Here is a 20,059-nt window from a genome sequence, read left to right as displayed (position 1 = left end):
AAATCATTAACTGAATCCATAGGTTAATGAAGCGAACCCGGCGAACTGAAACATCTAAGTAGCCGGAGGAAGAAATCAACCGAGATTTCCCAAGTAGCGGCGAGCGAACGGGAAACAGCCTGCAAGTAATAATTAACGTTAGTGGAATGCTCTGGAAAGTGCTGCGGTACAGGGTGATAGTCCCGTACACGAAAGCGTTAATGGTACTAAGCTTGCGACAAGTAGGGCGGGGCACGAGAAACCTTGTCTGAACATGGGGGGCCCATCCTCCAAGGCTATACTCCTTATCGACCGATAGTGAACCAGTACCGTGAGGGAAAGGCGAAAAGAACCGTTGAGGGGAGTGAAATAGAACCTGAAACCGTGTGCGTACAAGCAGTAGGAGCTCTTCGGAGTGACTGCGTACCTTTTGTATAATGGGTCAGCGACTTAATTTCAGTAGCGAGCTTAACCGGATAGGGGAGGCGAAGGGAACCGAGTGTTAACTGCGCGAGTAGTTGCTGGAATTAGACCCGAAACCTGGCGATCTACCCATGAGCAGGTTGAAGGTGCGGTAACACGCACTGGAGGACCGAACCGGGATCTGTTGAAAAAGATTCGGATGACCTGTGGGTCGGAGTGAAAGGCTAATCAAGCCAGGAGATAGCTGGTTCTCCTCGAAAGCTATTTAGGTAGCGCCTCGTATCTCACTCTCGGGGGTAGAGCACTGTTTGGGCTAGGGTCATCCCGACTTACCAACCCCATGCAAACTCCGAATACCGAGAAGTGCAATTACGGAGACACACGGCGGGTGATAACGTCCGTCGTGGAAAGGGAACAACCCAGACCATCAGCTAAGGTCCAAAATTATGGCTCAGTGGAACGAGGTGGGAAGGCACAGACAGCTAGGAGGTTGGCTTAGAAGCAGCCACCTTTAAAGAAAGCGTAATAGCTCACTAGTCGAGTCGGCCTGCGCGGAAGATGTACCGGGGCTTAAGCCATATACCGAAGCTATGGATGCACTTAGTGCATGGTAGAGGAGCGTTGTGTAAGTCTGTGAAGGTGAGTTGAGAAGCTTGCTGGAGATATCACAAGTGCGAATGCTGACATGAGTAACGATAAAGGGGGTGAGAGGCCCCCTCGCCGAAAATCCAAGGTTTCCTGCTCAACGCTAATCGGAGCAGGGTGAGTCGGTCCCTAAGGCGAGGCTGAAGCGTAGTCGATGGAAAACAGGTTAATATTCCTGTACCGGCTGTTACTGCGATGGGATGACGGAGAAGGTTAGGTCAGCCAACTGTTGGACATGTTGGTTTAAATGTGTAGGCATGCTTGCAGGCAAATCCGCAGAGCTTAGCTGAGGCATGATGACGAGTTCATTAGAAACGAAGTGATTGATACCCGGCTTCCAGGAAAAGTCTCTAAGCTTCAGGTAACAGACGTCCGTACCCCAAACCGACACAGGTGGATAGGATGAGAATTCCAAGGCGCTTGAGAGAACTCGGGTGAAGGAACTAGGCAATAGCACCGTAACTTCGGAGAAGGTGTGCCCTCATTAGGTGAAGCGACTTGCTCGCGGAGCTGACGGGGGTTGCAGTGAACTGGTGGCTGCGACTGGTTATTAAAAACACAGCACTCTGCAAATCGAAAGATGACGTATAGGTGTGACGCCTGCCCGGTGCCGGAAGGTTAATTGATGGGGTTATTCTTCGGAAGAAGCTCTTGATCGAAGCCCCGGTAAACGGCGGCCGTAACTATAACGGTCCTAAGGTAGCGAAATTCCTTGTCGGGTAAGTTCCGACCTGCACGAATGGCGTAACGATGGCCACACTGTCTCCACCCGAGACTCAGTGAAATTGAAATTGCGGTTAAGATGCCGTATACCCGCGGCTAGACGGAAGACCCCGTGAACCTTTACTACAGCTTTGCACTGAACTTTGAACCTACTTGTGTAGGATAGCTGGGAGGCATAGAAGCGTGAACGCCAGTTTGCGTGGAGCCGCCTTGAAATACCAGCCTGGTATGTTTGGAGTTCTAACCTCGGCCCATTATCTGGGCTAGGGACAGTGTATGGTGGGTAGTTTGACTGGGGCGGTCTCCTCCCAAAGCGTAACGGAGGAGCACGAAGGTACACTAAGCATGGTCGGACATCATGCGGTTAGTGCAAAGGCAAAAGTGTGCTTGACTGCGAGACAGACACGTCGAGCAGGTGCGAAAGCAGGTCTTAGTGATCCGGTGGTTCTGAATGGAAGGGCCATCGCTCAACGGATAAAAGGTACTCCGGGGATAATAGGCTGATACCGCCCAAGAGTTCACATCGACGGCGGTGTTTGGCACCTCGATGTCGGCTCATCACATCCTGGCTGTAGCCGGTCCCAAGGGTATGGCTGTTCGCCATTTAAAGTGGTACGCGAGCTGGGTTTAGAACGTCGTGAGACAGTTCGTCCCTATCTGCCGTGGGCGTTGGAAATTTGAGAGGAGCTGCTCCTAGTACGAGAGGACCGGAGTGGACGTACCCTGGTGTTCGGGTTGTCATGCCAATGGCATTGCCCGGTAGCTATGTACGGACGGGATAACCGCTGAAAGCATCTAAGCGGGAAGCCCCCTCAAGATAAGATTTCCCAGGACTTTAAGTCCCTGAAGGGCCGTGGAAGACTACCACGTTGATAGGTTGGGTGTGGAAGTGCAGTAATGCATGAAGCTAACCAATACTAATTGCCCGTGAGGCTTGACCATATAACCCAATGCGTTGTGAGCTACACAGCCAAAGTTACTTCCGAAGGCTTATTGAAAGATAAGCAAACCAGTTATGCCTGGCGGCCATAGCGAGTTGGCACCACCTGTTCCCATCCCGAACACAGTAGTGAAACGTCTCAGCGCCGATGATAGTGTGGAGTTCCCATGTGAAAGTAGGACACTGCCAGGCTTATATAAAGATACCCGGCCTCTCAGAGAGGACCGGGTATTTTTTTGTCTCTGAGAGTTGTATTGACCTTTACTCTAAGCAATACCAAGAAGATTCGTTAATCCATGGGAGCGATAATGGACGCCGATAGGCGCACGAAGGGTGAGGTGTCGGAAGCCAATGCCAAGCTTTGTATATAAGAAAAAGGCCATCCTCTTTGAAGGTGGCCTTTTTTTGTCAAACTACGTTGGGAGTCCTGTGTTTATGTATTTGGCTTACAATTTGTTGCCAAAAAGAAATAAGATTAGCGCAGGCATTATTAAGTCAACGTATCACCAATAGTAATAACGATAGCCAAAGCGTGGTCCATACCAGACACCAGACTTGATTCGCGTGTTCCGGCTCAAATTCCCGATTAAGCACATTGGGTATATCAGGCCGTTCAACAGTCGCTTGTTTATAAGCATGAGGTCCCGGCTGTTTGCAAATCAGTCCCAGCTCAGACATCAGCCGTCTGACCTTGAAGCGGCCAATCTCTATCGCTTCGTCCCGTAGCATGCCGACGATGGTACGACTACCAGCGCTGTCTCGGCTTTTTGTAAATAGCTCATTCACCTTGGAGCGTAGTTGAAGTCGCTTCACGTCGGGCTGTGTCCGGCGCCTGTCATAAAAGCTACTCAGGCCAACACCAAACAGCGAGCAAATCAGGCTCAGCTTACCGTGCTCTCTCAATTGCTCTATCAGCGTGTAGAGCCGAGTTCGTCCGACATCAAGAGAGCGGTAGCCTTTTTTAATATGGTTTTGTCCTGCTCCAGACGTTTAACACGGGCTTCCAGCTCCTGAATACGCTGTTGTTCAGGCGTCAGAGCTTTTGATACTGGGGTACTTCCACCACGCTCTGCTTCTAATTGTTTAACCCACCGCCGCAGGGCTGACTCGCCAACATCCAGCGCTTTGCAAGCTTCTGTAACGCTGTAGTTCTGGTCGACAACTAGACTGGCTGCTTCCAGCTTGAACTCAGGGGTAAAACTTCTTCTTTGTTTTGTCATTGAACACCTCTTCGGAGGTCATATTACCTCCTAAAATGGTGTCCGGGATCAGTAAACCACTACAGATACATTTTAGCTGACGCGCAATAAACTGTGCCACCCAGTGGTGTAGCTAGGTGTTTTATGTTCTTGTTTCATTTTCCAAGGGTGTTTAAATCCTTCTCGAGCAATTTTCAGGCTATCTCGGCCTATGTGTTTATTAATATCATCCAGTAAATTCATGATTCGAGTATCTGTGATCGCCTGCTTTTCTTCAAAAAGATAAGGATGTTGCTGCTCAGTCGTTGTGATGTCTCCAAGCGCAATACCAGCTTTTGCATATCGCCGTCCCGGAATATAAATCTCTTTCAGAATTATCAATGCGACCTTAAGTAGCTTTCTAGTGTCATTTGTAGGCGTGTTAAGTGCGACACAACGGTATCCATGATAGAGCGGCTCACTGCTTTTAAAAGGACTTGTTCGAATCGAGACGTAGAGGGTGGAACAGACGGATTCCTGTTGACGAAGTTTATTGGCAGCACGGCTGATATGTAGCGTCAGCGATTCCGCTAAACTTTCTTTGTCTGTAACGGGTATACCAAAACTACGTGAACTTAGAATTTGCTTTTTTGCTGCCTTAGTCTGTTCAAGCTCAATGCAAGCGATGCCATTTAATTCTAAAACAGTTTGCTCCATTAATACGCTAAACTGGCGTCTTAATTGATTTGGGTTGGCACGTTTAAGATCATAGGCAGTAGCGATTTTATATTCATTACTAAGTCTGCGGGCAAGTTTTTTGCCGATCCCCCAGATTTGCGTATGCGGTATCGACATCATGATTTGGTCCAAGATCGTAGGGGGGAATTGATTGAAATTACAAACACCAGCTAAATGATGCTGTTTTTTTGCTTGATAATTAGCTAATTTCGCAAGTGTTTTGGAGGCACCCAAACCAATGGAAATTGGTAAGCCAGTCCATTGTTGAATGGTTTGACGCATTTTTTGCGTATAGTCATCTAAATCAAGATGTTGAAAATGTGTTAAATCAAGAAAGCATTCATCAATGGAGTATATTTCTTGATCCGGACAGAACTGACTCAGAATACGCATAACGCGATTACTCATATCGGCATATAGTGCGTAGTTAGATGACAAAGCAAGGATCTGGTTTTGTTTAGCAAAAGCTTCGAATTTAAACCAAGGGGCCCCCATTGGAATGCCAAGCCGCTTTGCTTCATCACTCCGCGCCACAGCGCAACCATCATTATTACTGAGCACCACAACCGGACGGCCATTGAGTTTAGGGTTAAAGACCCGCTCACAAGAGACATAAAAGTTATTGACGTCGATTAACGCAATGTGTCGTCGGCGATTTGACATGTTAGAACCGTCTGAAAGAGCCAGTTACTACCCCCCAAATCTCAAATTGCATATCCTCATTGATCACAATTGGTTGATAAGTACCAAGGTGATTTTCAGGTAATAAGACAGCGAGACCGTCACGACTGATACTTAGCCGCTTAATAGTGAACTCACCATTTACAACAGCGAGAACAATATGATTTTTTTGTGGTTGTTTTGAGCGATCAACGACGACTTTGTCTCCAGGCAGCAACCCAGCATCAATCATAGAGTGTCCCTCGATTGTGACGAAGAACGTGGCATCTTGGTTATCAATGAGAAAGTCGTTGGGGTCGAGCCGCTTCTCCATATATTCATCAGCAGGAGAGGGAAAACCAGCCGCAACTTTACTACTGAATAATGGATAGGCATGGATACGAAGTTGTTGACTTGGTCGACTCATCGTATCGGTTATTTTTTCTGACTGGAAAGTCTGACTCTTATAAACCTGAATAAAGTTTTTGACCACGGTTTGCTGACTTTGAGGAATACGCATGACAACAGTAGGTTCTTGTTTGCGAGTGCCTTTTTTTCGTCCTGCGCCAGGCCGACTTCCACCATGCGAAAATAATTTTGTCACAAAGTTAACTTGAATAATTGAAACATTTAATCAAGTTTAAAGTTTATCCTTGTTACTGACAAGGATAAATATGATGCAAATCTGGTAAATGATATCGTGGTTTTGTATTTAGAGAAAAAGCAAGAAGTAGCTGGAAATAAAATATAAGTGGCTAAAGTGTTAGGGCAGGCCAGCTTGCTTGCAGCTGACCTGCGCAGCATAAAAGCGTTTTAATCTTGTGTAGCTAGCCAGTCATCATCTGAGTCTTCATTCATCCCTTCAAATAAGAAAGTGGAAAGGTAGCGCTCACCGGTATCAGGTAGCATTGCCAGTATGGTTGCGCCCGGTTCAGCATGCTCAGCAACTTTCATTGCGGCTGCCAAAGTTGCGCCACAGGACAGGCCGACAAAAATGCCTTCTTCACTAGCCAGTTTCAATGCCCAATGCTTCGCTTCGTCATCGGTGACCGGGTACAGTTCATCATAAATGTCACTATTCAAGACTTCGGGAATAAAGTTGGGCGTCCAGCCTTGAATTTTATGTGGGTTCCACTCCTTGCCGCTCAATAAGGCTGCTGCGGCTGGTTCTGTCGTGACAATACGTGTGTCTGGCCTGGCTTGTTTAATAATTTCACCGGCACCAGTTAATGTGCCCCCAGTTCCCCAGCCTGAAACCCAGTAATCGAGCCGCTTTCCGGCAAAGTCACGCAAAATTTCCGGCCCGGTTGTATTACGGTGATAGGCAGGGTTGGCAGGATTTTCAAATTGTCTGGCAACAAACCAACCATGTTTTTCAGCGAGTTCTTCCGCTTTTTTTACAGTGCCACTGACCTTTTCAGCTGCAGGCGTCAGAATCACTTTTGCGCCGAGTGCCCGCATAATTTTGCGGCGCTCGATAGAAAAGGTTTCAACCATGGTGGCAACGAAAGGATAGCCTTTTGCAGCACAGACCATCGCTAATGCGATACCAGTATTACCTGATGTCGCTTCAACAACAGTTTGTCCCGGTTTTAACACACCACGTTGCTCAGCATCTTCGATGATAGCGATGGCTAGGCGATCTTTCACAGATGCCATCGGGTTGAATGATTCGACTTTAACGTACAGATTAATATTTTCGGGGGCAATACGATTCAGGCGGACAACTGGGGTATTCCCAATTGTCTGGAGGATACTGTCATAAATCATGGAATTATCTCTGTCGTTGGAAGGTTAACATCGTGTTGTCAATCAAGTGTAACAGAGAGAGGGGGGATACAGAACTGCCGCCCAATAGCAGATTGGGCAGTCTAGTTCGGGCTACTGACGTGTATCGTTTGTTTTGTAGATTGTGAACTAATGGGTTTACGTGAGTCCGGGTTAGCCGTTTTTTCTAATGCTTTCAAAATGCCTTGGCGCGTAATTGAGCCAACCAACCGGTTCTCTTTGATGACTGGCATACATTTGTAAGCTTTTCTCAGGAAAATATCGGCGACATCAATAATCGAGGCCTCGTAATCAATGGTTTCTACACCATGATGCATAAACTCTTCGACCCGACCCGCTGCTTCACCCTGATAAGCGGCATTGAGCGCCACTTGCATGCAGTCTTTTTCAGATAAAAACCCAATCATATTGCCCCGTTGATCAATCACCGGTGCACCTGAAATTTTAAACTCGATTAATTGATGTATAGCTCGGCGAATCTCCATTTCTGGCGTGAAAGTGAGTTTAGTGCCGTTCATATAATCTTTAACTTTGAGTGATGCCAGCATGGGAGTATCCTCGCGTCTACGTCTTATTTATGGGATTCTTGACGCGTTGCACATTGGCGTTTTTCTTCTAAACTACATGCGCCACCGCAACTTCCAGAGAGCCCCATGGCACCAAGTCCGCCACAGCTTCCCTGAATCGCATTACGCCCAAACAAAACCCCTATCGCCATTGCAGCAATGACGACTAATAAAATGACAAAAGCAGCAATAAAAGTCGACATTTAACCTCCGAAATCATCAAGCATGATGTTTTCACGTTCAACACCCAGATCTTCAAGCATTTTGATTACAGCAGCGTTCATCATTGGTGGGCCACACATGTAATACTCACAATCCTCTGGTGCTGGGTGATCTTTGAGATAATTCTCGTACAAAACATTGTGTATGAATCCAGTGTAGCCCTGCCAGTTATCTTCTGGCAATGGGTCTGACAGCGCGACATGCCAAGTAAAATTGTCATTTTCAGCTGCGAGTTCGTCGAAGTCTTCTGTGTAAAACATTTCTCGTAGACTTCGAGCACCATACCAGAACGTCATTTTACGCTGACTATTGATACGGCGAAGCTGATCAAAGATATGGGAGCGCATTGGCGCCATACCGGCACCACCACCGATGAAGACCATTTCTTTATCGGTATCTTTAGCAAAAAATTCACCAAATGGACCAGAAATAGTGACTTTATCACCGGGTTTCAGGTTAAAGATGTAAGAAGACATAATGCCTGGCGGAACGTCATCATCGTTTGGCGGTGGCGAGGCAATCCGCACATTTAACATGATGAGGCCTTTTTCTTCGGGATAGTTCGCCATCGAGTAAGCACGGACAACGTCTTCTTTTACGACCGACTTGTATCGCCATAAATCAAATCGATCCCAGTCGGGACGATATTCATCTGCGATATCGAAGGTTTTATATTCAACGGTATGCGGTGGGCACTCTATCTGAATAAAGCCACCAGCGCGAAATTTAACATCCTCACCCTCAGGCAATTCCAGAATCAGTTCTTTGATGAATGTCGCGACATTATCATTAGAGCGAACAGTACATTCCCATTTTTTTACACCGAAAACTTCTTCAGGCACTTCAATGCGCATGTTTTGTTTGACACTGACCTGACAAGAAAGCCGATCACCATCTGCCGCTTCACGCTTGGTAATGTGAGATTCTTCAGTGGGCAGGATTGAGCCGCCACCTTCCATGATACGCACCCGGCATTGCGCGCAAGTACCACCACCACCACATGCGGATGACACAAACAGATTCGCGTTAGCGAGTGCACCAAGCAGTTTGCCACCAGCTGGAGTACGAATCACTTTTTCGTCATTGACAACGATTTCAATATCGCCCGTTGCAACCAGTTTTGACCGGGCCCCCAGGATCACACCCACCAGAATCATGATGATCAGCGTGAACAGAACAATACCAAGTACTATTTCCATTACAGTTGAATCCCCGAAAAGGCCATAAATCCAAGCGCCATCAATCCCGTCGTAATGAAAGTGATGCCAAGTCCTTGCAAACCATCCGGTACATCGGAGTATTTCAATTTCTCACGAATACCAGCAATAGCCGTAATGGCAAGTGCCCAGCCAAAACCACTCCCCACACCGTAAACAGCACTTTCAGCAAGATTGTAATCGCGTTCAACCATAAACAATGTGCCGCCAAGAATGGCGCAGTTAACCGTAATTAAAGGCAGAAAAATACCCAGTGCGTTGTATAACGCCGGTGCATATTTATCCATGGCCATTTCCAAGATCTGCACCATGGCGGCAATCACGCCGATGTAGCTGATTAAACCAAGAAAACTCAGATCTATTTCCGGAAAACCTGCCCAACTGAGCGCGCCTTCTTTCAATAAGTACTGATAGATAAGGTTGTTGGCCGGTACGGTTATTGTTTGTACAACGATGACCGCAATACCGAGCCCCAGCGCCGTTTCAATCTTTTTTGAAACCGCTAAAAACGTACACATGCCAAGAAAAAAAGCTAATGCCAGATTCTCGACAAAAATAGAGCGGATAAACAGACTGAGATAATGTTCCACTTACAATACCTCCGTCCGATGAACCTGATGTATTTGATAGTCGGGTGACTCGACCTGCTGTGGCTTCCAGCTCCGGATAGCCCAAATCATCAAACCAATCAAGAAAAACGCGCTTGGGGGTAACAGCATCAGGCCGTTTGGAATATACCAGCCGCCTTCATTGGCAACCGGAATAATCGTGTGCCCGAATAATTTTCCCGCGCCGAGCAATTCACGGAAAAAGGCGACACCCATCAAAATCAGGCTATAGCCAAGGCCATTACCTAGCCCATCCAGAAAACTCATCACGGGCGGGTTTTTCATGGCGTAGGCCTCGGCACGCCCCAAGACAATACAGTTAGTAATAATCAGTCCGACAAACACGGATAATTGTTTACTCGCTTCATAGGCGTATGCCTTGAGGATTTGATCGACGATGATGACCAGCGAGGCAATAATCGTCATCTGCACGATGATACGAATATTGGCTGGAATATGCCGCCGAATAGCACTGATCATCGCACCAGAAAAAGCAGCAACACTGGTGAGTGCAATAGACATGATCAAAGCTGCCGTCATATTTGTGGTGACGGCCAGCGCAGAACAGATGCCTAACACTTGTAGGGTGATCGGATTGTTATCAATCAGCGGATCAACAATATTTTTTTTCGCCTGACTTGCCATTAGTTACTCTCCAGCTCAGTGCGTAAATTTTTCAGAAATGGTCCAAAACCATTGTCGCCCAGCCAATAAACCATCATGTTGGATACCCCCTGACTGGTCAGTGTCGCGCCAGACAAACCATCAACTTTGTACTCGGCATTTTGGGCATTTTCATCAACAAAGCCCCGAACGACACGCAAGGCCACATTGCCGTTCTCATCATAAATTTGTTTGCCTTCCCACTTGGCTCGCCAACGCGGATTATCAATTTCACCACCAAGACCGGGGGTCTCAGCGTGTTGATAGAACCGCAAACCAGCGATGGTATTTAAGTCAGGCTGTAATGATAAAAAACCGTACATTGTTGACCATAGACCGTAGCCATGAACGGGCAAAACAACTTGTTGTACCGCTTGGGTTTCAGGGTCACGAAGTAAATAAACCGTGGCGTATTGCGCACGATTACCAATGCCGGCAATATCATTTTCAATATCAACACCATATTCTGCCGTGCCCGCCGCTTTGTATTGATCAAAGCTCAACGGATCGAGATCGGTTTCTGCAAATTCACCCGCTGACAAATCGACCAACTTAGCTTCAAATTGTTCAAATGCCGCGTTGACATCCATGCCCGGTTCGTACAGTCCGGTAACCGCTAAAATATTTTGGCGAATATCATTTTTTTTATTCGCGGTTTGCTGGCTTTTCAGAGCCACCGCGGCCGTTGATACTAGAACAGAGCAGACCAGACAGAGCAGGACGGCAATCAAAATGGTTTTACGAGGGTCGTCATTTGGCAGCGCCATTAAACGACCAAACCAGCCTTTTTTTGGGTTATTTCTGACATATTTAAGTTCGCTGTAATCTGCGTTTTACATTGGCCTGGACGACGAAGTGATCAATTAATGGGGCAAAAATATTGCCAAACAAAATCGCCAGCATAATACCTTCCGGGAAGGCGGGATTAACGACGCGAATCAGAACAGTCATAAAACCAATGAGTGCTCCGTAAATCCAGCGACCTTTATTGGTCATGGCCGCAGAGACCGGATCTGTCGCCATAAAAACCATGCCGAAAGCAAGTCCGCCCAAGGAAAGATGCCAATACCAAGGCATTCCAAACATGGGGTTAGTTTCACTGCCAATCAGATTAAAGAGAGCAGAGGTAACGAACATCCCCAAAAAAACACCAAATATGATGCGATAAGAGGCAACCCGTGTGATAAGTAAAAATGCCATCCCTATCAGAATTGCCAAAGTAGAGGTTTCACCAATAGAACCAGGCATCATGCCAAAAAAGGTTTGACTCCAGGTATATCCCGCCTCTGTAATCGCGGCTACGCCACCCATCGCGGCTAAACCGAGTGGCGTCGCACCGGTATAACCGTCGATAGCAGTCCATACCGCATCTCCGGACATCGCGGCGGGGTAGGCAAAATAGAGAAAAGCACGGCCCGTCAGAGCCGGGTTGAGGAAGTTCTTACCGGTGCCACCAAACACTTCTTTGCCAATGACGACACCGAAAATGATGCCTAAAGCGACCATCCAAAGGGGAGTGGAGGGAGGTAATGTTAACGTATACAACATGGAGCTGACCAAGAAGCCCTCGTTGACCTCATGGTTCCTGACAGCAGCAAAAATGACCTCACAGACACCGCCCGCTACCAGCGTCATAATGTACATCGGAAGAAAATACAACAAGCCATGAAACATATTGGCAAACAGGCTTTGCGGATCATAAGCAATGCCCAACCCGTCCATCAGCCAGCCACGCCAGCCGTCGACCGTTGACATACCAAGCTCAGCCATAGCGCTGTTGGCCTGAAAACCGGTATTCCATAACATGAGTAATAAGACCGGGAAAGTGGCCAATACCACATAACTCATTACCCGTTTGAGATCGATGCCATCCCGGACATGGGGGGAACCCCGTGTCACATCAGCAGGGCTGTATATAAAGGTGTCGACCATTTCGTATAAAGCATAAAACTTCTCGTACGGTCCACCCTTTTGGAAAGCTGGTTCGATGCGGTCAAGAAAACGTCGTAAACGTGCCATAAATCAGCCTTCTTTCTCTATCTGTGTCAGGTTTGCCCGTAATGCCGGGCCATATTCGTATTTGCCGGAGCAGGCATAGGAACACAGTGCCAGATCTTCTTCATCCAATTCCAAACAACCTAGCGCTTGAGCAGAATCGGTATCTCTAACTAGCAGCGCACGTAATAGCTGCGTCGGCAAAATATCCAGTGGCATGACGTACTCAAAAACACCGACCGGCACCATCGCTCTGGGGCTGCCATTTTGCGATGTAGTGAGTGCCAGTTCTTTTTTACCAAACAACTTTGAAAAAAAGACATTTAGCGCAGAAAACTTGTTTTTACCGCCTGGCCGAATCCAGCCGAGCAGCTCGCGTTGGTTACCTTCAGCCAATACCGATATTTGTGTATGAAACCGGCCAAGGTAAGCTGCCCAGTTACTTGCTGTGTGGCCATTAAGAACCGAACCAGAAATGACCCGTGATTGCACAGCCTGTATTTCACCACGAACCAGGTCTTCAGTGCTGGCTCCCAGTCGGGTTCGAAGCAATCGGGGTTGGCTCACTAGCGGACCGGCAAGGGCAATAACGCGTTCAGTCCAAATTTGGCCAGTTGTAAATAATTTTCCAATAGCAATGACATCTTGGTAACCGATATGCCATACCGATTTAGTGGCACTGACAGGGTCAATGAAATGGATATGGGTACCGACCAGCCCGCTGGGATGTGGTCCGGAAAAGGTATAGGTTTTTAACTGTGTCAGCTCAGGGGTCGGTAATGCTGACTGCGGTGTTTGGCAGAGATTGATCGGGCCATCCGTCAACCGGCTTAGAATGGTAAGCCCATACTGGAAATCAGTCGCATGTTCTTTAATAACGACCGCCGGATCCGCCGCTAATGGGTTTGTATCCATTGCCGTGACAAAAATGGCTTTAGGTGTACTGCCCGGGGCCGGGCTTTTGCTGTAAGGCCTGGTCCGAAATGCCACCCAAAGGCCAGATTGCAGAAGCTGTTGTTCAACAACCGCTCGATCCAGTACAGCCAGTTTCTCAGCGGGATGCGCGTCAAACTGGATGGCATCTTCAGCGTTATTATCCAGCTCAATAATGACTGACTGCAAAGCGCGTTTGGCGCCTCGATTAATGGCTTTGACGACACCAGCACCCGGCGCGGTAAATAACACGCCTGGAATTTTTTTATCTTCAAATAATGGCTGCCCGAGTTTTACCTGTTCACCTTCTTCAACCAGCATGGTGGGGCGCATACCAACGTATTCATTGCCCAAAACGGCGACAGAGGTAACCGGGTTTGCATCACTAATGGATTGTTCCGGGCTACCGGCAATGGGCAAGGTTAGCCCTTTCTTAATTGAGAAATGCATATCTCACCTGATTTATGACGACAGGGACCAGACGGTCATCAGTAGTTATTATTAGTTAAATTTAACCTCATAATTATAACGGTTTTATGTGAATATTGGGAAGTTAAGCGCAATCTAGAATAAATGGGTAATAGGTTAATTCCTTGCGCGGGTTTTAGGTTCAAGCCAAATAAGACCAATCAAAAAACTGAACAGGGCCACTACGGCTGCCAGTAAAAAAGTGTCAGTCGGACCTGGGCTTAGCCACAGATAGCCACTCAATAAACTGCCCACCGCACTGCCGGCACCAAAGCTGACACTACTATATAAAGCCTGCCCCCGGCCTTGATTTCTCCCTGTAAAATGATGATGTACCCAAGCGATAGCCGCCGCATGAAACATGCCGTAACTTGCTGCATGCAGGCTTTGTGCAATTATCAGCATGGTCAGGTTTTCGGGGAACAGGGCAATCAGCAACCAACGGAAAGCGCTGAGCAGGCAACTTAACAACAATACGTTACGCAGACCAAATCGAGGCAGCCAGCGATGCATTAAAAGAAACACGCCAACCTCAGCAACGACCCCCAAAGCCCACAGCACACCGATCAAACCACGACTATAGCCGTAACTCTCCAGATAAATACTGTAAAACGTGTAATAAGGGCCATGGCTCATCAGCATCAGAAAGCAAATCATCAAAAATGCCATCACCGCCGGTCTCTTCAGCAAGTTTGCGATCGTGATGTGATATTGGCTTTGTTCTGTGGCAGCAGATTCAGGTACGGTCAGACTGACCAGCCAGATACCTGTCGTCGTCATCAATAGGGCGACGGGAATGATGCCAAGATCAAATTGCTGGGTCAGCCAGCCAAGTAACAGCACGATTAGGATAAAGCCTATCGAACCCCAGACTCTGACTTTGCTGTAATGATGACTGAGATCACCCAAGTGTTGCAGCGTTGTGACCTCAAATTGCGGTAAGGTCGCATTCCAAAAAAAACTGAATGTCATCAGCACCAGCGCCATCCAGAGATAGCTTTGGTTGAAAAAGATACCGCTCAATGCCAGCACGCCAATAAAACTGGCGAAACGAACTATTTTCATGCGGTTTCCCGCATGATCGGCAAGCCAGCCCCAGACATTGGGTGCGATGATACGGGTTGCCAGCAAAATGGCGGTTAATTCACCAATCTGGCGTGCGTTAAACCCAGTCCACTGCAAGTAAAGACTCAGGTACGGTACCTGTATACCAAGCGTTGCAAAGTAAAAAAAATAGAAACCGGACAGTCGCCAGTAAGGAACCTTGCTGATGAGTTTTGACCCCGATTTACTTGGTTATAACCGGCGTGCTGGTTGTCACATCGGCATTTTGTGCGCGATGACGAAGCAGGTGATCCATTAAAACTAATGCCAGCATGGCTTCTGCAATTGGCGTTGCACGGATGCCAACACAAGGATCATGACGACCATGGGTGACGACCTCGACAGGTTCGCCGTCAATATCAATGCTTTGTCCGGGAATACGCAAACTTGAGGTGGGTTTTAATGCCATGCTGACCAGAATATCCTGACCACTGGAAATACCGCCCAAGGTGCCGCCAGCATGATTGCTCAAGAATCCATCCAGTGTCATTTCATCACGATGTTCCGTACCTTTTTGTGTCACAGCATCAAAACCGGCGCCGATTTCCACGCCTTTGACGGCATTAATGCTCATCATTGCATGCGCAATATCGGCATCAAGTCGATCAAAAACGGGCTCCCCCAAGCCTGGCGGCACATGCCGGGCAATGACATTGATGCGGGCACCAATTGAATTGCCTTCCTTGCGAAGCGCATCCATGTACTTTTCGAGTTCGCTTTCAATAGCAGGGTCGGGGTTAAAAAACAGACTCTGATCTCGGTGTGCCCAGTCCAGCCTGTGTCCTTTTATTGGGCCTAACTGTGCCAGATAGCCCTGTATTTCAATGCCATAGCGATCCATCAGGAATTTTTTGGCAATCCCGCCAGCGGCAACACGCATCGCCGTTTCTCTGGCTGATGAGCGACCACCACCACGATAATCACGAAAGCCGTATTTATGGTGATACGTATAATCGGCATGAGCGGGGCGAAATTGTCGTGCGATATTGCCGTAATCTTTAGAACGCTGATCGACGTTTTCAATCAGTAAACCAATCGGCGTACCAGTTGTTTTTCCCTCAAACACACCGGAGAGGATTTTGACTTGATCTGGCTCTCGACGCTGCGTTTCATGGCGACTTTTGCCAGGACGCCGCCGGTCCAAATCCCGTTGTAAATCTGCTTCAGATAACATGAGGCCTGGCGGACAACCATCAACAATACAACCGAGCGCTAAACCATGGCTTTCACCGAAAGTGGTGACGGTGAAGAGTTTTCCGAAGCTGTTGCCTGACATAAAAGTTTTTCCGGTTATCTGTTAAACAATAAATAGCGTAGCAAATCCGAGGAAAGCCATAAAACCGATGACATCCGTAATCGTTGTCAGCAAAACACTGCCGGATAACGCCGGATCAATCCCCACCTTTTTCAGTGCTAATGGAATAGTGACGCCTGCCAGCGAGGCGGCCAGCAGATTAATAATAATCGCAATGCCGATAAGCACGGCAATGCCGACTTCCTGGAACCATAAGTAAGTGACAAATGCGATGGCGATAGCCCAAATAATGCCATTTACTGCGCCCACCGCAATTTCTTTGCGCAGTAGCCAGCGTTTGTTATTGTCATTAAGCTGTCCCAGCGCCATAGAGCGAATTACCAGCGTAAGCGTCTGACTACCGGCGATGCCGCCCATACTAGCCACAATAGGCATGAGTACGGCGAGCGCAACCACTTTTTCAATGGTGGTATCAAACAGCCCAATTACCCACGAGGCAAGAAAAGCGGTCAACAAATTAATCCCTAACCAAACCGAGCGACGATGGACGCTACGCTTGACTGGGGCAAAGGTGTCTTCATCTTCACCAAGACCCGCCATACTCAGCATCGAATGCTCGGCAACATCACGGATAACATCGACGACGTCATCGATAGTAATCCGTCCTAATAGGTGATTATCTTTATCTACGACTGGGGCGGAGATAAGATCATGTTTTTCAAACCGATGCGCGACATCTTCATCTGACATATTGGCCGGAATTGGCTCAATCTGATGCGACATGACTTCGCGAACCGTCATTGAACGACTTCGACTGACGACTTGAGATAACTGTAGTGTTCCCAAATATTTGTCATTATGGTCAACGACATAAAGGCTATCAGTGTTTTCTGGCAGCTCACCGAGCATACGCAAGTAGCGTAAAACAACTTCCAATGTAATATCAGAACGAACGGTGACTACGTCCGTATTCATCAAGCCACCGGCGGTATCCTCTTCATAACCGAGAATAACTTCGATTCTGCGACGCCGTTGACTGTCCATCGCCCGCAGCACTTCCTGCATAACATGGTCAGGCAAGTCTTGCAGCAAGTCGACGACGTCGTCTGTATCCAGATCTTCGGTCGCATTCAGCAGGTCCGCCGTATCCATGTCGACCATGAGGCTGGTCCGAACATCTTCACCGATGTAGGACAGTACTTCACCGCGAAGCTCGGGATTAATAATTGGCCAACAGACTTTGCGTTCTGCTGGAGGCAAAGATTCCAACAGGTGTGCTGTTTCAGCAGGATGTAAACTGGACAACAATCGCCGCATCCTGATGAAACGTCCGCTTTGTAGCGCTTCAGCAAGGGTATTCAGCGACTGGTTTAACGCATTGTGTTGTTCCAGTTCAGACATGTCCGTCTCCACAGGGCGGCGGGGTTAAGGGGATAGATTTGTCCCACTATTTTAGCTTGTGGTCGACCTGCTGGATAGCGTTAATCTAGGCTTGATGATCTGGCTCGTTGATTTGTTCAATCAACATGTCCGCTTCTATGGCATCAGAAACAGCCATGATTTGCAGTGTGTTTGCGGGTAACTGAGCTAAATCGGTTTCGTTGATAATCCGCTTGACCTCAAGCAATGCATTGGGGTGCATACTGAAGTTTTCCAGACCCATGGCGAGCAGTAATCGCGTATAGCGGGCATCACCTGCCATTTCACCGCACATGGAAACCGGTATTTGATGTTTTCTGCCAGCTTCCAAGGTCATGTGAATCAATTTCAATACGGCGGGATGGAGCGGATCATAAAGATAGTTAACGTGGTCATCAATGCGGTCAATGGCCAGCGTATACTGAATCAAATCGTTGGTACCAATTGATAAAAAGTCGACATGGCGGGCAAACATCTCCGCGCAAACTGCACTGGCTGGAATTTCAATCATCGCGCCAATTTCAATATGTCGGTCATACTCCAGACCTTCCCGATCCAGCTCTGCTTTACATTGTTCCAACAGATTTCTTGCTTGAAATAATTCATTCATCGTTGAAATCATCGGGAACATGATTTTGATTTTGCCAAAGGCAGAAGCCCGCAAAATGGCGCGTAGCTGTGTCCTAAACATTGCCGGTTGCGTCAGACACAGTCGTATGGCGCGTAACCCCAAAGCAGGATTGGTGACAATGTTTTGTGACAGTTGCCGTCCGCCATCAACCGTTTTGTCGGCACCAAGATCGAAGGTTCGAATAGTGACAGGTTGACCATTCATCCCCTCCACAACATCGCGATAGGCTGCCAACTGTTCTTCTTCTTCTGGCGGTGAGAGCCGGTTCATATAGAGAAACTCAGTACGATACAGGCCAATGCCTTGGGCGCCAGCAGCAGAAATGGTACTGATATCCTCTGGCAATTCGGCGTTAGCCAGTAAAGTAATGGCTTTGCCATCCCGGGTTTTTGTTGGTTGAGATTTATAGCGGCTGAGCGAGGAAATATGCTCATCAAAAGCGCGCAATCGACGCTGGAATTCATTGGTCGTGGTTTCATCTGCCCCGGCAATCATAATGCCGGCCTCACCATCGACAATCAGCGGTTCATTATCCTGAACATAACGTCGTACTGACTCGACACCAATAATCGCGGGGATACCAAGACTTCTGGCCAAAATGGTCGTATGCGAGGTGGCGCCACCGTGTTCTGTGACAAAAGCAGCAATGCCCTGATGCTGCATAAGAACCGTATCTGCTGGTGTTAAATCTTCGGCGATAATGATATGGCCTTTGAGTCGTCCATCTGGAATCTCATGATCGGCCACTTCCTGATCGGCCAATATCCGGTGCACACGATTGATAACATGATCAATATCATCACGCCGGGTACGCAGGTAAGGATCATCCATTTCGTTAAACACATTAATGAGGGCATCACGCTGTAATTGAAGTGCCCACTCTGCGTTGCAACGACGCTCACGAATCATTTCTACAGGAACCTTATTCAGTGAGGAATCACTGAGCATCAAAATATGCGTATCGATAAACGACGTGATGTCCGAAGGCGCATTGGCAGGAATATGGTTGCGAATAGATTTGAGTTGCTGTTTTGCTTGACTCAGGGCATCTAATAATCGGTCAACTTCCTGTTGTATTGCAAAAGCAGGAATCAGATATTCTCGGACATCTGGCTGATTATGAAACAGAATATGTGCACGCCCGATGGCGATGCCACGAGAGACACCAATACCCTGAAGCTCCAGCGTCATTGGCCTTCTCCAAAATAATCGTTAATCAAGATGCCAATGTCTTGCAGTGCCTGTTCTTCATCATCCCCTTCGGCAACAACCGTAATTTGCGTCCCTTTGGCCGCCGCCAGCATCATGACACCCATAATACTTTTGCCGTTGACTTCCCGATTGTCTCGTCTGACCCGAATATCAGCACTAAACTCGGACGCTTTGGTGACGAACTTAGCGGCAGCGCGCGCATGCAAACCAAGCTTGTTAATGATGGTAAACGTTTGCTCAGTCATGATAAATAACCCGAATGATGGCAACGCACAATGCCTTCCTGACCGCCACTGATGGCTTTTATTTCAAGCTCATCAAGTGACAGTGCCGGGTAATTGAGCACGCGAATTAACATGGGAAGATTCAAGCCGGAAACAATGCGGATATCATTCCGATCTGAAACAGCACACGCAATATTGCTTGGCGTAGAGCCAAACATATCTGTCAAAATGAGAATACCATGTCCCTGATCTAGTCCAAGTAACTCCTGATCTAGCTGTTTACGAATCGCCTCAGGATTGTCTTTGACTTCAATAGAGATGACTTTGGTTGGCAGCGGACAACATGAAAGCATTTGCCTTGCCGTATTAATAAGTTCCGTACCGATATGGTTATGCGATACGATTAAAACGCCTACCGTCATTAGTGCGGGGACCTGTGCTAAAGCGGGGTAATTGGCCTGAATGTAA

At 47.7% G+C, this 20,059-nt stretch carries 17 protein-coding genes, 2 rRNA genes and 1 pseudogene (1 of these 20 running past the window's edge); 2 read left to right on the top strand and 18 right to left on the bottom strand.

Translation table 11 applies throughout. From position 1 onward, the window contains the following. Positions 1–2,712: ribosomal RNA gene (locus tag Q7C_RS08275) — 23S ribosomal RNA — on the top strand (it extends 146 nt beyond the left edge of the window). Positions 2,713–2,788: 76 nt separating this feature from the next. After that, positions 2,789–2,902: ribosomal RNA gene (rrf, locus tag Q7C_RS08270) — 5S ribosomal RNA — on the top strand. Positions 2,903–3,235: 333 nt separating this feature from the next. Here the strand turns inward: rrf and Q7C_RS13875 are convergent. From Q7C_RS13875 to Q7C_RS08175, 18 genes and pseudogenes are all read right to left on the bottom strand, one after another. Continuing rightward, positions 3,236–3,930, bottom strand: a pseudogene (locus tag Q7C_RS13875) (transposase); the annotation flags it as partial. A 72-nt stretch (positions 3,931–4,002) separates the two neighbouring features. Next, entirely contained in the window at positions 4,003–5,289 is a 1,287-nt protein-coding gene (locus Q7C_RS08255) for a Y-family DNA polymerase (protein WP_014704282.1), read from the bottom strand. A gap of 1 nt (position 5,290) precedes the next feature. Beyond that, positions 5,291–5,890 carry a LexA family protein gene (locus Q7C_RS08250; protein ID WP_041366673.1) on the bottom strand — a complete coding sequence of 200 codons (600 nt, stop codon included), beginning with the start codon at positions 5,888–5,890 and terminating at the stop codon, positions 5,291–5,293. A gap of 209 nt (positions 5,891–6,099) precedes the next feature. Next, positions 6,100–7,056: a cysteine synthase A gene (gene cysK / locus Q7C_RS08245; RefSeq protein WP_014704280.1), complete on the bottom strand. Its 957-nt coding sequence runs from the start codon at positions 7,054–7,056 to the stop codon at positions 6,100–6,102. Between the two features lie 101 nt (positions 7,057–7,157). Continuing rightward, complete coding sequence (locus Q7C_RS08240; protein WP_014704279.1) at positions 7,158–7,622, bottom strand: CBS domain-containing protein; 465 nt, start codon at positions 7,620–7,622, stop codon at positions 7,158–7,160. A gap of 23 nt (positions 7,623–7,645) precedes the next feature. Then, positions 7,646–7,843, bottom strand: coding sequence for a (Na+)-NQR maturation NqrM (nqrM, locus tag Q7C_RS08235; protein WP_014704278.1), 198 nt, complete (start codon positions 7,841–7,843; stop codon positions 7,646–7,648). Beyond that, positions 7,844–9,061, bottom strand: a complete 1,218-nt coding sequence (nqrF, locus tag Q7C_RS08230; protein ID WP_014704277.1) for an NADH:ubiquinone reductase (Na(+)-transporting) subunit F — start codon at positions 9,059–9,061, stop codon at positions 7,844–7,846. Then, the gene (nqrE, locus tag Q7C_RS08225; RefSeq protein WP_014704276.1) at positions 9,061–9,669 is read right to left on the bottom strand and encodes an NADH:ubiquinone reductase (Na(+)-transporting) subunit E; all 609 of its coding nucleotides are present in this window, start codon (positions 9,667–9,669) and stop codon (positions 9,061–9,063) included. The genes nqrF and nqrE overlap by 1 nt, the downstream gene beginning before the upstream one ends. Further along, a complete protein-coding gene (locus Q7C_RS08220; RefSeq protein WP_014704275.1) occupies positions 9,670–10,332 on the bottom strand; it encodes an NADH:ubiquinone reductase (Na(+)-transporting) subunit D in 663 nt (220 codons plus the stop codon). Next, entirely contained in the window at positions 10,332–11,117 is a 786-nt protein-coding gene (locus Q7C_RS08215) for a Na(+)-translocating NADH-quinone reductase subunit C (protein ID WP_014704274.1), read from the bottom strand. The genes Q7C_RS08220 and Q7C_RS08215 overlap by 1 nt, the downstream gene beginning before the upstream one ends. Before the next feature lie 43 nt (positions 11,118–11,160). Continuing rightward, complete coding sequence (locus Q7C_RS08210; RefSeq protein WP_014704273.1) at positions 11,161–12,369, bottom strand: NADH:ubiquinone reductase (Na(+)-transporting) subunit B; 1,209 nt, start codon at positions 12,367–12,369, stop codon at positions 11,161–11,163. A gap of 3 nt (positions 12,370–12,372) precedes the next feature. Further along, the gene (locus Q7C_RS08205; RefSeq protein ID WP_014704272.1) at positions 12,373–13,728 is read right to left on the bottom strand and encodes a Na(+)-translocating NADH-quinone reductase subunit A; all 1,356 of its coding nucleotides are present in this window, start codon (positions 13,726–13,728) and stop codon (positions 12,373–12,375) included. Between the two features lie 135 nt (positions 13,729–13,863). Next, positions 13,864–14,994, bottom strand: coding sequence for an MFS transporter (locus Q7C_RS08200; protein WP_238532366.1), 1,131 nt, complete (start codon positions 14,992–14,994; stop codon positions 13,864–13,866). A gap of 40 nt (positions 14,995–15,034) precedes the next feature. After that, entirely contained in the window at positions 15,035–16,126 is a 1,092-nt protein-coding gene (aroC, locus tag Q7C_RS08195) for a chorismate synthase (RefSeq protein ID WP_014704270.1), read from the bottom strand. Between the two features lie 21 nt (positions 16,127–16,147). Further along, positions 16,148–17,506, bottom strand: a complete 1,359-nt coding sequence (gene mgtE, locus Q7C_RS08190; protein ID WP_014704269.1) for a magnesium transporter — start codon at positions 17,504–17,506, stop codon at positions 16,148–16,150. A gap of 85 nt (positions 17,507–17,591) precedes the next feature. Next, positions 17,592–19,346, bottom strand: a complete 1,755-nt coding sequence (ptsP, locus tag Q7C_RS08185; RefSeq protein ID WP_014704268.1) for a phosphoenolpyruvate--protein phosphotransferase — start codon at positions 19,344–19,346, stop codon at positions 17,592–17,594. After that, on the bottom strand, positions 19,343–19,612 hold the full coding sequence (locus Q7C_RS08180) for an HPr family phosphocarrier protein (RefSeq protein WP_014704267.1): 270 nt from the start codon (positions 19,610–19,612) through the stop codon (positions 19,343–19,345). The genes ptsP and Q7C_RS08180 overlap by 4 nt, the downstream gene beginning before the upstream one ends. Then, a complete protein-coding gene (locus Q7C_RS08175) occupies positions 19,609–20,013 on the bottom strand; it encodes a PTS sugar transporter subunit IIA (RefSeq protein WP_014704266.1) in 405 nt (134 codons plus the stop codon). The genes Q7C_RS08180 and Q7C_RS08175 overlap by 4 nt, the downstream gene beginning before the upstream one ends. Positions 20,014–20,059: the final 46 nt, after the last annotated feature.

The sequence above is a fragment of the Methylophaga frappieri genome (assembly GCF_000260965.1).
In the GTDB taxonomy this organism is placed as follows: domain Bacteria; phylum Pseudomonadota; class Gammaproteobacteria; order Nitrosococcales; family Methylophagaceae; genus Methylophaga; species Methylophaga frappieri.
Note: the sequence above shows the minus strand (reverse complement) of the source record. Positions and strands in the feature narration are given on the sequence as shown.